This is a genomic window from Pseudomonas sp. ADAK2 (assembly GCF_012935755.1).
Classification (GTDB): Bacteria; Pseudomonadota; Gammaproteobacteria; order Pseudomonadales; family Pseudomonadaceae; genus Aquipseudomonas.
Genome location: NZ_CP052862.1, coordinates 175623 through 189758, shown reverse-complemented (window position 1 = coordinate 189758; position 14136 = coordinate 175623). Strand labels below are relative to the sequence as shown.

Below are 14136 nucleotides of genomic sequence, written 5' to 3'. Positions count from 1 at the left end.
AGTGCCTACAGTCACTTCATCGTAATTGCGGGTCAGTGTTGACCTGCCGATGGAGGCACTTTATGACTCAGCGTGACGTGGTTTTTCCGCCTGGACGCCAGGCGCTTTATGAGCGCAATCGCTATTCGCCGGCGATCAAGTCCAATGGCTTTTTGTTTGTTTCGGGGCAAGTCGGCAGCACCGAGGACGGCTCGCCCGAACCCGATCTGGAAGCGCAGGTGCGGCTCGCGTTCTATAACCTGAATGCAATCCTGGTCGCGGCCGGTTGCACCTTCGATGATGTGATTGATGTGACGGTGTTTATCGTCAATCCCGAGGAGAAGTTCGAAACGATCTGGAAGATCGTGCCGGAGTTTTGGGGGGATGCGCCGCATCCGACGCTGACGGGGGTGGGTGTGACGTGGCTGTATGGGTTTGATTTCGAGATCAAGGTGATTGCGAAGCTTCCGGAAGCGACCTGATCCAATGACAGCAAACCTGTGGTACTGACAGTAAAAAACCTGTGGTACTGACAACACAAAACCTGTGGCACTGACAACACAAAACCTGTGGCGAGGGAGCTTGCTCCCGCTGGACTGCGCAGCAGTCCCAAAAAGGGGCCGCTTCGCGCCCCAGCGGGAGCAAGCTCCCTCGCCACAGGGTATTCATCACTCTGGATAGCGGTGGGTTACTTCGGTTGCGCCACCGTCCGCAGGTAAGGTTTCACCGTCCTGAACCCCTCCGGATATTTCTTCCGGGCATCCTCATCGGACACCGACGTCGGAATGATCACGTCCTCCCCCGGACGCCAGTTCACCGGCGTCGCCACGGTGTGCTTGGCGTTCAATTGCAGCGCATCCAGCAGACGCAGCACTTCATCAAAATTGCGCCCGGCACTCATCGGGTAGATCAGCATCGCCTTGACCTTCTTGTCCGGCCCGATGATGAACACTGAACGCACCGTGGCGTTGTCCGCGGCCGTCCGCGCGCCGCCGCTGGCGTTCGGATGGATCATGTCGTAGAGCTTGGCCACCACCAGGTTTTCGTCGCCAATCATCGGATAGTTGACCGCATGCCCCTGGGTTTCTTCGATGTCCTTGGCCCAGCTCGCGTGGTTACTGACCGGGTCGACGCTGAGCCCGACCACCTTGGTGTTGCGTTTATCAAACTCCGGCTTGAGCCGCGCCATGTAGCCGAGTTCGGTGGTGCACACCGGGGTGAAGTCCTTGGGGTGCGAGAACAGAATCGCCCACTTGTCACCGATCCACTCATGGAAATGCAGCGTGCCTTCGGTGCTTTCAACGGTAAAGTCCGGTGCCTCGTCGCCAATGCGGATTGCCATGTTCGTTCTCCTTATTGTGAGGTCGCAGGGAAGCTCAACGACGTTCAGGCACGGCGTTGAACCGATCAACGCGAATCAGTATAGGAGACAGCCTGCAAGTAACAGCGTCGCACCCTTACCGAATGGCGACACTCGGTTGCAGAGGGCGTCAACCCGGCCTATGGTCCAAGCGTGATTTGCCTGCGACTGGCAGGTGGCACTCCGCCGCCAGTTGCTGACCCCCACAGGAGGTGACGCCATGCCAAACAACTCCCGCCCCGCCGTTCTCGAACTGATCGGCAACACGCCGCTGGTGCGTGTCAGCCGCTTCGATACCGGCCCGTGCACGCTGTTTCTCAAACTCGAATCGCAGAACCCCGGCGGTTCGATCAAGGACCGCATCGGCCTGGCGATGATCGATGCCGCCGAGCGCGATGGTCGCCTGAAACCCGGCGGCACCATCGTCGAAGCCACCGCTGGCAACACCGGTTTGGGCCTGGCGCTGGTTGGCCGGGCCAAGGGTTATCGGGTGGTGCTGGTGGTGCCGGACAAGATGTCGACCGAGAAGGTCTTGCACTTGAAGGCCATGGGCGCCGAAGTGCACATCACCCGCTCCGATGTCGGCAAGGGCCATCCCGAGTATTACCAGGATGTGGCGGCGCGGCTGGCCAAGGAAATTCCCGACGCGTTCTTCGCCGATCAATTCAACAACCCGGCCAACCCGTTGGCCCACGAATGCAGCACCGCGCCGGAGATCTGGGCGCAGACCCAGCATGATCTGGATGCGATAGTGGTTGGCGTCGGCTCGGCCGGTACGCTGACTGGGCTCACCCGTTTCTTCAAGCGTGTTCAGCCGGACCTGGAAATGGTCCTGGCCGATCCGGTCGGTTCGGTGATGGCCGAATACAGCCGCAGCGGCCTCCTCGGCAAGCCCGGCTCATGGGCGGTGGAAGGTATTGGCGAAGACTTCATTCCGTCGATCACCGACCTCTCCAGCGTGCGCCACGCCTACTCGATCAGCGATGAAGAAAGCTTTGACCACGCACGCCAACTGCTGCGCGCCGAAGGCATTCTCGGCGGCTCGTCGACCGGCACTTTGCTCGCCGCAGCGCTGCGTTATTGCCGCGAACAGACCGAGCCAAAACGCGTGGTCACCTTTGTCTGCGACACCGGCACCCGCTACCTGTCGAAGGTCTACAACGACCAATGGATGAATGATCAGGGCCTGCTGCAATACAAACGCTACGGCGACCTGCGCGACCTGATCTCCCGGCGCTTCGAGGATGGCCGGGTAATCAGCGTCGGCCCGGACGACACCCTGCTCACCGCGTTCCAGCGCATGCGCCTGGCGGATGTGTCGCAACTGCCGGTGCTGGTGGATGGCAAGCAACTGGTCGGCGTGATCGATGAATCGGACATTCTGCTCGGCATGCAGGAAGACGCCTCGCACTTTCGCTTGACCGTGGCCAGCGCGATGACCGACAAGGTGCAAACCCTGTCGCCCGGCGCCAGCCTGCCTGAACTGCAAGCCGAACTCGATCGCGGGCTGGTGGCGATCATCGCCGACGCCTCAGGCTTCCACGGCCTGATTACCCGCGTCGACCTACTCAATCATTTACGGAGATCCCTTACATGAGTCAGCACGATGAAACCGGTGCGCCTCGCGCCTTCGCCACGCGGGTGATCCACGCCGGCCAGGTGCCGGACCCGTCCACCGGAGCGCTGATGCCGCCGATCTACGCCAACTCCACCTACTTGCAGTCGAGCCCCGGCGTGCATAAAGGCCTCGATTACGGGCGCTCGCACAATCCGACGCGTTTTGCCCTGGAGCGTTGCGTCGCTGACCTCGAGGGCGGCACCCAGGCCTTCGCCTTCGCCTCCGGGCTGGCGGCGATCTCCACCGTGCTCGAACTGCTCGACGCCGGCTCGCACATCGTCTCCGGCAACGACCTGTACGGCGGCACCTTCCGCCTCTTTGACAAGGTGCGTCAACGCAGCGCCGGGCATCGCTTCAGCTACGTCGACCTGACCAACCTGGCGAACTTCGAAGCCTCGCTGCAAGACGACACGCGCATGGTCTGGGTCGAGACGCCAAGCAATCCCCTGCTCAGCCTCACCGACCTCAGCGCCATCGCCCGCACCTGCCGCGACCGCGGCATCATCTGCGTCGCCGACAACACCTTCGCCAGCCCCTGGATCCAGCGGCCGTTGGAGCTGGGCTTCGACATCGTCGTGCACTCGACCACCAAATACCTCAACGGCCACTCCGACGTCATCGGCGGCATCGCCATCGTCGGGCAAAACCCGGAACTGGCCGAACGCCTGGGCTTCCTGCAAAACTCGGTCGGCGCGATCTCCGGCCCGTTCGACGCCTTCCTCACCCTGCGCGGCGTGAAAACCCTGGCCCTGCGCATGGAGCGTCACTGCAGCAACGCGCTGGAACTGGCGCAATGGCTGGAAGCCCAGCCGCAAGTGTCCCGCGTCTACTATCCGGGCCTGCCGTCACATCCGCAGCATGAACTGGCGCGGCGGCAGATGCGGGGGTTTGGCGGGATGATTTCGATTGACCTGAACACTGATCTGGCCGGCGCCACACGCTTCCTGGAGAACGTGAAAATCTTCGCCCTGGCCGAGAGCTTGGGTGGCGTGGAGAGTTTGATCGAGCATCCGGCGATCATGACCCATGCGAGCATTCCGGCGACGACGCGGGCGCAGTTGGGGATTGGTGATGGGTTGGTGCGGTTGTCGGTGGGGGTTGAGGATGTGGAGGATTTGCGGGCGGATCTGGCGCAGGCGTTGGCGTTGATTTGAATGAAACTGTAGGAGCGAGGCTTGCCCGCGAAGAACGTTGACGCGGTGTGTCAGGTCTGACGCCTTCGCGAGCAAGCTTCGCTCCTACAGGGCCGGGTGATTAGCCGGGCTTGTGGTTATCCAGTACGCGATTGACCGCCAGCTCACCCATCAGCAGCGTCCGGTGCAGCACCAGCATGGTGTGGCGTCGCGGGCCGTCCGCCAGCTCGATGAGGTCGTTGACCATCGCACGGGCCGATGACAACGAGTCGTAGGCCTCGACCAGCAACGTTTCGTCATCCACCGCTGCGTCGATGGTGAAAAAGGTGCCGGATTTGCGGGGCGGTATCTGCGTTTTCGTCGCCCCGGGGTTGAGGTAGAACTTGAGTGCGCGGTCGGCCGACGCTTTCAGCTTTTGGGGATCAAGATCAAAAGAGGCGTCGTAGGGCACTGGATTGGTATCTGGGGGGTTGGGCGTAACTTTGAACATAGATGGAACTCCTAATACGAATTTAAGGAGCCATCACCCTCGCTACCAAACGATTGGGTGGCGGCCATGCGTGGGTTGGTAGACCGGTCGTATCAGGAAACCCGGCGCTCACAAAGGAGCCCCACGCATGACCACCATAAAAACAGAGTCCCAAAAAAGAGACGTCATAAGGTGTTGCCATGCGACTGATAACGAGGCGGGCTACCAAACCCGATCACTGTTTTGCAGTGACCCGGAAACGATATAGCCCACCCCACAGCCGCACAAGCCGGCGGATTCTGGCGTACGCGTAGGTAACGGCGCAAGGCGATGTAGCCGTTTATGACGTAACACCGAGTGTCGTTAAACGATCGTCGTTAAACATGTTTATGCGCATCAAACATCAGCGCCCGTCGCGAAGGCGAACCTTCAGACCCTCAACACAACCGTTCAATGGCAAACTCCCTCAACTTGAACGTTTTGGAGACCACCATGCTTCGTGTGTTTGAACGAAGGCTCGACCCCTTCCCTCCCGACGAGGTACCACCGCCACCCGATGGCCTGGCCCGATTTCTGTGGGCCTGCACGCGCGGTGCTCGCGGCTACATCCTTGCGCTGGCGCTGCTCAGTGCCGGTGTGTCGATTTACGAAGCCTGGCTGTTTTCCTTCCTCGGGCAGATCGTGGACCTGCTCTCGACCTGGCAGGCCGGCGGTGAAGCGGCGGCGCAGGAAAGTCGCGTGTTGTGGGGCATGGGCATTGTCATGGTGACCAGCGTCGGGCTGGTGGCGTTGCGCACGATGGTGCAGCACCAGGTATTGGCGATCAATTTGCCGTTGCGCCTGCGCTGGGACTTCCATCGCCTGATGCTGCGACAAAGCCTTTCGTTTTTTTCCGATGAGTTTTCCGGACGCGTCACCACCAAGGTGATGCAGACGGCGCTGGCCGTGCGTGACGTGCTGTTCACGCTGATCGAAATCCTCCCGGGGATTGGCGTTTACTTCATCGCGATCATCGCGCTGGCCGGCGGCTTCGCCCTGAAACTGATCCTGCCCTTCGTGGCCTGGTTCGTATTGTTCGGGCTGGCCATGTGGTACTTCGTGCCCCGGCTGGGGAAAGTCGGACAGGAACAGGCCAACGCACGCTCGATGATGACCGGGCGTATCTCGGACGCCTACACCAACATCACCACGGTGAAACTGTTCTCCCACTCCAATCGCGAAGCGCATTTCGCGCGTGCCGCGATGGAGGACTTCAAGCAAACCGGCTTCCGGCAGATGCGCTTGGTCAGCCAGTTCGAGATCGTCAACCAGGCATTGGTGGTGGCGCTGATCATGGCCGCCGGCGGTTACGCCCTGTGGCTGTGGCACCAGGGTGCGGTCGGCGCCGGCGCCGTGGCGGCAATCACCGCCATGGCCTTGCGGATCAATGGCATGTCGAACTGGATCATGTGGCAAATGACCTCGCTGTTCGAAAGCATCGGTACCGCCCAGGATGGCATGGCGACGCTGACCCTCGGCACCAAAGTGCAGGACGCGCCGGATGCGGGCGTGCTGCAGACCTCCGGCGGCGCGGTCACCTTCAACAATGTGAGTTTCAACTACAACGGCGAACGCCAAGTGCTCAGTGGCCTGAACCTCAGCATCCGCCCGGGCGAAAAAATCGGCCTGGTGGGCCGCTCAGGCGCGGGTAAATCCACGCTGATCAACCTGCTGCTGCGCTTCTACGACGTCGACAGCGGGGAGATTTGCATCGACGGCCAGAACATCGCCAAAGTGACGCAAGACAGCCTGCGCGCCTCCATCGGCATGGTCACGCAGGACACCTCCCTGCTCCACCGTTCCATCCGCGACAACATCGCCTACGGCCGTCCCGACGCGACCGACGCGCAAATCCGCCACGCCGCCGCCAATGCCCAGGCCGATGAATTCATCAGCCAACTCAGCGACCGCCAAGGCCATAGCGGCTACGACACCCTGGTGGGTGAACGCGGTATCAAACTGTCAGGCGGCCAGCGCCAACGCGTCGCGATCGCCCGGGTCATACTCAAAAACGCCCCGATCCTGTTGCTGGACGAAGCCACCAGCGCGCTGGACTCGGAAGTCGAAGTCGCCATCCAGGAAAGCCTCGATGAAATGATGCAAGGCAAAACCGTAATCGCCATCGCCCATCGCCTGTCCACGATCGCCGCCATGGACCGCCTCATCGTCATGGACGACGGACGCATTATCGAACAGGGTACGCACAGTGAGTTGCTGGCGAAGAATGGAGTTTATGCGCGGCTTTGGCAGCATCAGAGCGGGGGTTTTCTGGGGGAGGATAAGGGTGTGGTTGAGGTGTTGGATCAGGTTTGAGTGGGACGTTCGGGGAGCGATGGGCGTCATGATCGGCGCTACTTGGTGAGGGGTGCTTTCAGCCAGAAGCAGACAGTCAAAAAGCGTCCTGAACGATCAGGCTCTCATGTCATGAAATCATCCAGCTGTCGTACCATCGGCACATCGACAGAACGGAGGTTGATATGGGAAATGGTCAGGGTAAACGGGTTGTTGTCATTGGTGCAGGCATCGTGGGCGCGTCATTGGCGTATCACTTGGCCGGTAAAGGCGCGAATGTCACCTTGGTCGAGGCTCAAGGAATAGCTTCGGGAGTGACTGGCAGTTCATTCGCTTGGATCAATACCTCACACCCCGAACCTGACCCAATTGCGCAACTGCGCGGTTCTGCAATCAAGGAGTACCGCCGACTCGAAACGCAGCTGCCTGGTCTGAAGATACGATGGACAGGAGCCTTGTCTTACAGCGTGATGGCAAGTGGAGAGCTGCAGATCTCAGGTAGCCAAGCTTGGGCAAACCTGGTGTCTCGATCGCAGATTCTCGACCTTGAACCAAATCTCAAGAATCCTCCTCAGTCTGCTGTGTATGTGGCTGAAGAAGGGGCGCTGGACGCAGTGGCAGCTACGCATGCGTTGATCGCAGGTGCCCAGGCACATGGGGCGAAGATTCTCACTCAGACGCGGGTGCTCGGCTTTGTAACCCAGCGTGCAAAGGTGACCGGAGTCGAAACAACAAAAGGCATCATCGATGCCGATATTGTCGTATTGGCAGCCGGAACAGGCATCACGAAGCTGGCAGACATGCTTGAAGTGTCCCTGCCAATAGAGGCCTCGCCTGCCATTTTCATCCGTTACAAGTCACAACCCAATCTCGTGCACACCCTCATCTCCAGCCCTGAAATGGAAGTGAGACAAAGTTCGGATGGTGCGTTGCTGGCGGCAGAAGATTACCTGGACGACGCCATGGAAAATCAGCCGGCAGCGATAGCGCTTCGAACTGCCAAGACCATCCAGAACGAACTCCATGGTGTTGTTTCCATAGATCCGGAATGGGCTTGTGTCGGACTTAGGCCCATGCCTGCCGATGGCATCCCCGTCATTGGTTATCTACCAAAAGTGGGCGGCGTCTATGTTTGTGCAATGCACCCTGGAGTGACTTTGGCGGCGGTAGTGGGACGCCTTGCCAGCGAGGAAATCATCGATGACAAGGCGTCCAGTGCCCTTTGCCCATGCCGGCCCGATCGATTCTTCCAAGCGTAGGCTATAAGGGGACAGATCTATTTTCGGCTATAAGGGGACAGATCTATTTTCCAGTCGGCTATCGAAGAAAATAGATCTGTCCCTTTTTCACGTTAGAACCACGGATTTGCGGGTCTATCTATTTCAAGGCCCTTAACCCTTGCATAAGCAACGCTACTATCCCATTGGATTACAGAGTACTCATAAGCGAAGACTGTACCGTCACTGAGAACAGTACTTTTCTCACTGCTATTCTCTACACCTAGACGAACCGATGGAGTGTCTACGACACCAATGCTGATCGAAGCATTACCTTCCAGAGACTGATGAATCTTTGAATTGCTAATATTTCTGTACGATACCGCAGTACCAGTAATAATTACCGGCTGGCGTGACTCTGCCTTCAGCTGCTCCATTATTGTACGATTTTCCGGAGCATTCATTATTTTAACGAGTGTATATGGCTCTAATGTCCGAAAAATCACATATGTTCCGTACTGACGATTTTCTATTTCAGTTTTGTAGCGTCCGTTCAAATCAACCGTGCCAGGTTTCATTTTACCTTCAGCTTCGATGGCCGCCTGCGCAGTTTCCGCTGAGTAAATCGTAGTTTGCGCTACAATCGGAAAATCAGAAACCTTGATACTTCCCTTCGGATCAAATCGATTTCTCCCAGACGTCTCTATCACTCCCACTGCAAACTGCGGTGCAGAAAAAGCCTCGTATTTTCGCCAAGCCGCACCTTGGATACCAAGATAAACGTTAGATGTGCTGCAGCCTGACAACATCACTAAAAGAAGCAACAGTATCTTTTTCATGCTGATCCCCCAGCTTTTTAGTTAATGGCTTACTGCCAGTAATCTAGCGTAGTCACTATGGGGAGTTACGCAAGAGGCATAACTACGAGTCGCAAATCGGCAGCATGGAATGCTTTAAATTAACGGTCAAAATAAGTCAAAACGGGGGACAGATATTTTTTCGAAGAACGCCAAGCCCACCCATCGCTTCAAAGCGCCCCTCCCCGCCCGTCTTCTACACTGACCAAGCCCGTTCGTGCCCCGTCGTTCGCGACCACGAGCCAGCTCCCTTTTGCACACCCCACACCCACCAGATCACAAGGGGATACACGCCATGAACGCAATCACGACCAAAGACGGAACGCGGATTTTCTACAAGGATTGGGGTCCGAAGGACGCGACGCCGATCGTGTTTCACCACGGCTGGCCCTTGAGCGCGGACGACTGGGATAACCAGATGATGTTCTTCCTGCTCAAAGGCTACCGGGTGATCGCCCACGACCGTCGCGGGCACGGGCGCTCGACGCAAACGTGGGAAGGCAATGAAATGGACACGTACGCCGCCGACGTCATCGAGCTGACCGATGCGCTCGACCTCAAGGGCGCGATTCATGTCGGCCATTCCACCGGTGGCGGTGAAGTTGCACGCTACACCGCGCGAGCCAAACCGGGGCGCGTGGCCAAGGCTGTATTGATCAGTGCGGTGCCGCCGATCATGGTCAAGTCGGAGAAGAACCCCGGCGGGTTGCCCCTGGAAGTGTTCGACGGGTTCCGCTCGGCATTGGTTGCCAGCCGCGCGCAGTTTTATGTGGACGTGCCAGCGGGGCCGTTTTATGGCTTCAATCGACCCGGGGCCAAGGCCTCGCAGGGCGTCATCGATAACTGGTGGCGTCAAGGCATGATGGGCGGCGCCAAAGCGCATTACGACTGCATCAAGGCGTTTTCCGAGACTGATTTCACAGAAGATTTGAAGGCGATTGAGGTGCCGACGCTGGTCATGCATGGCGAGGATGATCAGATTGTGCCGTTTGCCGACTCGGCGCCGCTGTCGGCCAAACTGTTGAAGCATGCAACGCTCAAGACCTACCCGGGCTTCCCGCACGGTATGCCGACGACCAATGCGGATCAGATCAATGCTGATTTGTTGGCGTTTATTCGCGGTTGAGCACTCACGTCGTGACGGCGGTCTGATCGCCGTCGCGGCGTCGATAAGGTCTGATCGCTTCTCACATCACCACAAGGAAGGGTTGATAGCCTCGGAGCGGCAAATATGGTGACAGGTGACCCCTATCAAAATCAGGAGCAGCCCAGGGCGAGGGAGCGCGACGTATGCATGTTCATGTCGGCTCCCTCGCGGTTCAGGGTGTGACCACCGCTTTAGGGCCGTAGCCATCGCCAGTGCGGAAGGTTGGCAGCGCGGCGGAGTTGACGTAGCGCACGCCATCCCAGCTGGGCAACGGAACCGGCATCAGCTGGAATTGCCCGGGTTTTTCAATGTCCCAGCGCAGCAGCATGGAATTGTCCTCATGCTGAGTGTTGTGACAGTGCTCCATGTACGTCCCGGCGAATTCGCGGAAGTTGATCGCTATCTCGACATTGTCCGTACCATCCTTTTCCGAACCGATGCGATACACGTCCTTGCGTGCCCATTTTTCCCATTCCGGTGGGAGCTTGCCGCCACGGCTAAGGATGATGCCTTCCTCGAAGTGCACGTGCACCGGGTGGCTCCAGCCCGTGCCGCTGCCTTTGATGTGCCACACTTCCAGCGTGCCGTACCCCGTGACGCCCGCGTCGGTCGGACCGCTGGCCAGTTTGGTCGAGACGTTCAGCCGGCGCGGGTCCATGCGAAACCCGAAACCGCCGTCGGTCTTGACCGTCCACGGTGCTTCATCGGTGCCATCAGAACGGCCGAAGGTGAAGGTGCGGTGACGGGCGTTGGCCAGCAACGCTTTATCGGCGGCGTTTTCGCGGTGAATCTTCAGCGGGATCATCACCAGGCCTTCAGCCTTGCCCGGTTTGGCCGGTTCATAAGCAGCCGGGTCCATGGCCAGGTCCTGGCCGGTGTACGCCTTGACGTTGAATTGCAACACCTTGCCTACCGCCGGATCACCGTCTTCCCACTTCGGCCCCTTGCTGGTTTGCTTGAGGATCGCCTTGTATTTGTCGGACAACACGTCAGCCAGGGAGACGGGTTCTTCCGGGCCCTTGCCGTCTTGATGCACCAACAGGTTGACGAAGAACAGCTTGTCGCCCGGTTTGACCCCGTTTTTCGAGAAGTTAACGATGATGTCGAAACGCTCGGCGATGCCCAGGGTTGGCAGGATCGCGTTGTGGTTCTGTTTATCACCGTCGGCGTCGAGGTCCATGGTGCCGTCGAACGGTACGCTGTGTTCCATGATGTTGCCGTCGTTGGCAATCATGTGGAACGGCACGCGGGCATACGACACGCCTGACCCGACAGGCCCTTGGAACTCGCCGCTGGTGCCCTTGATCTCGCGCACCAGCGCCAGTTTGAAGTAGCGCGAGACGGAGCCATTGAGCATACGGAACCGATAGCTGCGGGCGCGCACGTCCAGGGTCGGTTTCCACTTCCAGTTGACCAGCACCTGGTCACCGAGAAAGCCGTCAGTGTTGAACGGGTTGAACCACAGTTGACCGTTCTTATCCCACGCCTTGTCGGCAAACATCAGGTTAACGTCGTAGTCGCGGTTACCCCAGGGCAAGGCGCTGCCGCTGGGGAGGCGCAGGTTGACGCCGTCATTCACCGATTCATTGCCGCGGTCCAGGGCGCTGTAGTAGTTCATCATCGCCGCGTTGCCCTTGTAGACGTTCTGCGCGGTGAAATCGAGCATGTGGTCGTGGAACCAGTGGGTGCTCATGGTTTCGCGCCAGTCACCGCGAACCTTGATCATGCCGTTGTCGCAGGTCTTGCGGCTGGGGGTGAGGTCGTTGGTCCACAGGGTTTCGCCCGGCGCGCACGGAAACGCTGCACGCGGGTCTTCAGCCTTGGTGTTGATGCTGTCGTAGCCGGCCAGCTGGATTGGCCAGCGATAGTCATAGAATTGCCCAGGGAAGAAAAATGCGTTGGCATAGCCGTCGCTTTCCGCCGGTGCGTGACCGTTGTGTTCGTGGGTGGTGATTGTGTGCAGACCAAATCCCATGTTTGCCGACGGGTCGATCGGCAAGCCGTTGTAGTGGCGCATCAACACGGGTTGCCCGTAACGCACCATGAGCAATTTGGGCGGCAAGGTGCCATCGAAGGTCCACACCGAGTTGTGATTCTGTATCGGCATTTTCGGGTGAAACCGCGGTTCAACGCCTTTGGAGGTCCCTGCGGTCGCCGGCAGGCCAGCCACATTGTAATAGAGGCCACCGGGGCCAAACTCGCCCATGGCATAGCGGTGCATCTGACGACTGTCACGCAAGCCGGTATTCAACCGTGCGCCGGTTTGCACCGTCTTGTAGGCAGCCTGCGGGTAGAACTCGTTCCAGCGCTGGTGCGACCAGCCTTTTCCTGGCGGACGGCCTTCAGCCGAGGAGCCGATACGGCGGTTGAGGAAAAATTCGATTTGCTTCTGCCACGGGTTACGGTCGACCACGTTGGAATAATGGCTGGGGAACGGAGTCAAGCCTGGTTGACGCAAGAACGCGTCGAGCGCCGTACTCGGTGGGGCGCTACGAGCGGCGCTGGTGGGATCTTGTTGCGGCAGCGGGCCGATGGCGGCGGGTGGAAACGGCAACAGTGCCGCCGGTGTCGTAGGGTCGAGTTTTTCCAGACCGAATTCTTCGAACAACGCCATTTGCTGAGTGAACGGCAGCGCCCCGTACAGCGGGCTGGGTTTTCCGTTAGTAGGGTAATTGAAACTGGTCTGCACCGCTGGCGGCAGGATGTTTTCCAGGCGTGTGGTGTCTTTGCTGCCTTTGACGCCAGCCGGTAAGTCGAAGGAGTCGAGGTTAGCCGGGGGCATGGTCAAAATGGCGTTCAAGGCTCCTGCTTTGTCAGCCGGTTCATCGTGGTAAGCCGAGGGGTCGGAAGGTTCTGGTTGTCGCTCGTCATCGATGGGGCTGGCACGCAGAGTCGCCGTGCCCAGCGCCATTGTCAGAAGGACGCTCAGAGGCGTCAGGAGGCCGAACCATTTGAAGGGGTGCCGCGCTTTACTGTCCATCTCTAGCCGCCTCGAAGTGGTGAATGGGGTAATGGGGCCAGTGCAAGGAACTCGCCAGAAATGACAGTTTTTAAAGAAGTATTAATACTCAACAAAACAACGGCTTATAAATATCCATATGCCAATGGTGGGGCAAGGCACCCGCTAGCGGGGAAAGTTCACCCCCATTATCAGGTGACCCATTTGAGTGATATTGCCATACCCACAGTGAGCGGAATTCCCCACAAATGGGCTGTATTACCCGCGTCCTGTATCAACTTTTTTGCTGGCGAACTGGCCATGTAATCAGGCCGCGTTGCCGGCCAGGAGTTATAGGTTATTAAGTTTTTTGGCATAGAGAATGCTGTGTGTTAACTAACGCCTTCAAAGGCACTTCCTTTACATGCAAACGATGTTTGAAAAACACCTGCGCCGCCGATCAGGCGCGCATTGCCAGCCCTTTTGAGGAGTTACTTTCATGCAAGGCGAGCCGCTCATCCTCACGCTGGTACTCATGCTTTTCATTTCTTCGATAGGCGCAGCCTGGAGTCTTATATGCCTGTTCAGCAATTAAGATTCTGCGGGGAGCCTTCATCACGTTTGGCTTACAACTGGGCGGGCGTGTCGAAACACAATAAACAGAAACAGGGAGAGCAGGCGAGGATAAGTCCGCGATTAATAACCGGTTTTACCACTGGCGCAACGTAACTTTATTCGCAGGCAGTGCTATTGAGTTGCACGACAGTAATTCGATGATAGCCCGTCGAAGGCCGCATTTCGCCCATTTGCATTGCTGCCTGCTGCTCTAGATCCAGCACTTGATACTTCCAGAGCGTTGACGACCCTTCTCGGCAATAGGTAAACGCATCGGGATTTGAAGCGGAGATAATACACGCGTCATTGATGCCCAGTTTTTGCAGCGTTGTTGTTGCTGTTCGGGTGAAGTCCAGGTCGAAGACCGGAATAATCCCGGTAGCGGAAGCGGCGAGCGAAAACAACAGGCTGCTCATGGCGAAAGACGTTGAAATGTTCAAGGTCGGACTCCCCTTTTTCCATTATCTGGTCA

General features: G+C 58.3%; 12 protein-coding genes. 7 read left to right on the top strand and 5 right to left on the bottom strand.

Going from position 1 to position 14136, the window contains the following annotated elements; translation table 11 throughout:
• Positions 1-62 precede the first annotated feature (62 nt).
• Entirely contained in the window at positions 63-461 is a 399-nt protein-coding gene (locus tag HKK52_RS00975) for a RidA family protein (protein ID WP_169368899.1), read from the top strand.
• Positions 462-667: 206 nt separating this feature from the next.
• Here HKK52_RS00975 and HKK52_RS00970 read toward each other — a convergent pair whose 3' ends face one another.
• Positions 668-1321 (bottom strand): peroxiredoxin, encoded by a 654-nt coding sequence (locus HKK52_RS00970; RefSeq protein ID WP_169368898.1) that lies wholly within the window; start codon positions 1319-1321, stop codon positions 668-670.
• Between the two features lie 238 nt (positions 1322-1559).
• On the opposite strand from HKK52_RS00970, the gene HKK52_RS00965 reads away from it, so the two are divergent.
• The gene (locus tag HKK52_RS00965) at positions 1560-2936 is read left to right on the top strand and encodes a pyridoxal-phosphate dependent enzyme (RefSeq protein WP_169368897.1); all 1377 of its coding nucleotides are present in this window, start codon (positions 1560-1562) and stop codon (positions 2934-2936) included.
• The gene (locus HKK52_RS00960) at positions 2933-4111 is read left to right on the top strand and encodes a trans-sulfuration enzyme family protein (protein WP_169368896.1); all 1179 of its coding nucleotides are present in this window, start codon (positions 2933-2935) and stop codon (positions 4109-4111) included. Before HKK52_RS00965 ends, HKK52_RS00960 begins: the two co-directional genes overlap by 4 nt.
• Positions 4112-4211: 100 nt before the next feature.
• On the opposite strand, the gene HKK52_RS00955 is transcribed toward HKK52_RS00960, so the two are convergent.
• A complete protein-coding gene (locus tag HKK52_RS00955) occupies positions 4212-4580 on the bottom strand; it encodes a DUF6124 family protein (RefSeq protein ID WP_169368895.1) in 369 nt (122 codons plus the stop codon).
• Between the two features lie 471 nt (positions 4581-5051).
• Between HKK52_RS00955 and HKK52_RS00950 the strand changes: the two genes are divergently transcribed.
• A complete protein-coding gene (locus tag HKK52_RS00950) occupies positions 5052-6911 on the top strand; it encodes an ABC transporter ATP-binding protein (protein ID WP_169368894.1) in 1860 nt (619 codons plus the stop codon).
• A 164-nt stretch (positions 6912-7075) separates the two neighbouring features.
• Positions 7076-8149, top strand: coding sequence for an NAD(P)/FAD-dependent oxidoreductase (locus tag HKK52_RS00945; protein ID WP_169368893.1), 1074 nt, complete (start codon positions 7076-7078; stop codon positions 8147-8149).
• A gap of 92 nt (positions 8150-8241) precedes the next feature.
• Here the strand turns inward: HKK52_RS00945 and HKK52_RS00940 are convergent, their stop codons facing one another.
• Positions 8242-8946 (bottom strand): hypothetical protein, encoded by a 705-nt coding sequence (locus HKK52_RS00940; protein WP_169368892.1) that lies wholly within the window; start codon positions 8944-8946, stop codon positions 8242-8244.
• 313 nt (positions 8947-9259) lie between these two features.
• Here HKK52_RS00940 and HKK52_RS00935 point away from each other — a divergent pair, with 313 nt between their 5' ends.
• Positions 9260-10090: an alpha/beta fold hydrolase gene (locus HKK52_RS00935; protein ID WP_169368891.1), complete on the top strand. Its 831-nt coding sequence runs from the start codon at positions 9260-9262 to the stop codon at positions 10088-10090.
• Between the two features lie 193 nt (positions 10091-10283).
• Here the strand turns inward: HKK52_RS00935 and HKK52_RS00930 are convergent, their stop codons facing one another.
• A complete protein-coding gene (locus HKK52_RS00930; RefSeq protein ID WP_169368890.1) occupies positions 10284-13091 on the bottom strand; it encodes a multicopper oxidase domain-containing protein in 2808 nt (935 codons plus the stop codon).
• A 60-nt stretch (positions 13092-13151) separates the two neighbouring features.
• Here HKK52_RS00930 and HKK52_RS00925 point away from each other — a divergent pair, with 60 nt between their 5' ends.
• Positions 13152-13376 carry a hypothetical protein gene (locus tag HKK52_RS00925; RefSeq protein WP_169368889.1) on the top strand — a complete coding sequence of 75 codons (225 nt, stop codon included), beginning with the start codon at positions 13152-13154 and terminating at the stop codon, positions 13374-13376.
• Between the two features lie 404 nt (positions 13377-13780).
• Here the strand turns inward: HKK52_RS00925 and HKK52_RS00920 are convergent, their stop codons facing one another.
• A complete protein-coding gene (locus tag HKK52_RS00920; RefSeq protein WP_178117436.1) occupies positions 13781-14104 on the bottom strand; it encodes a hypothetical protein in 324 nt (107 codons plus the stop codon).
• Positions 14105-14136 lie beyond the last annotated feature (32 nt).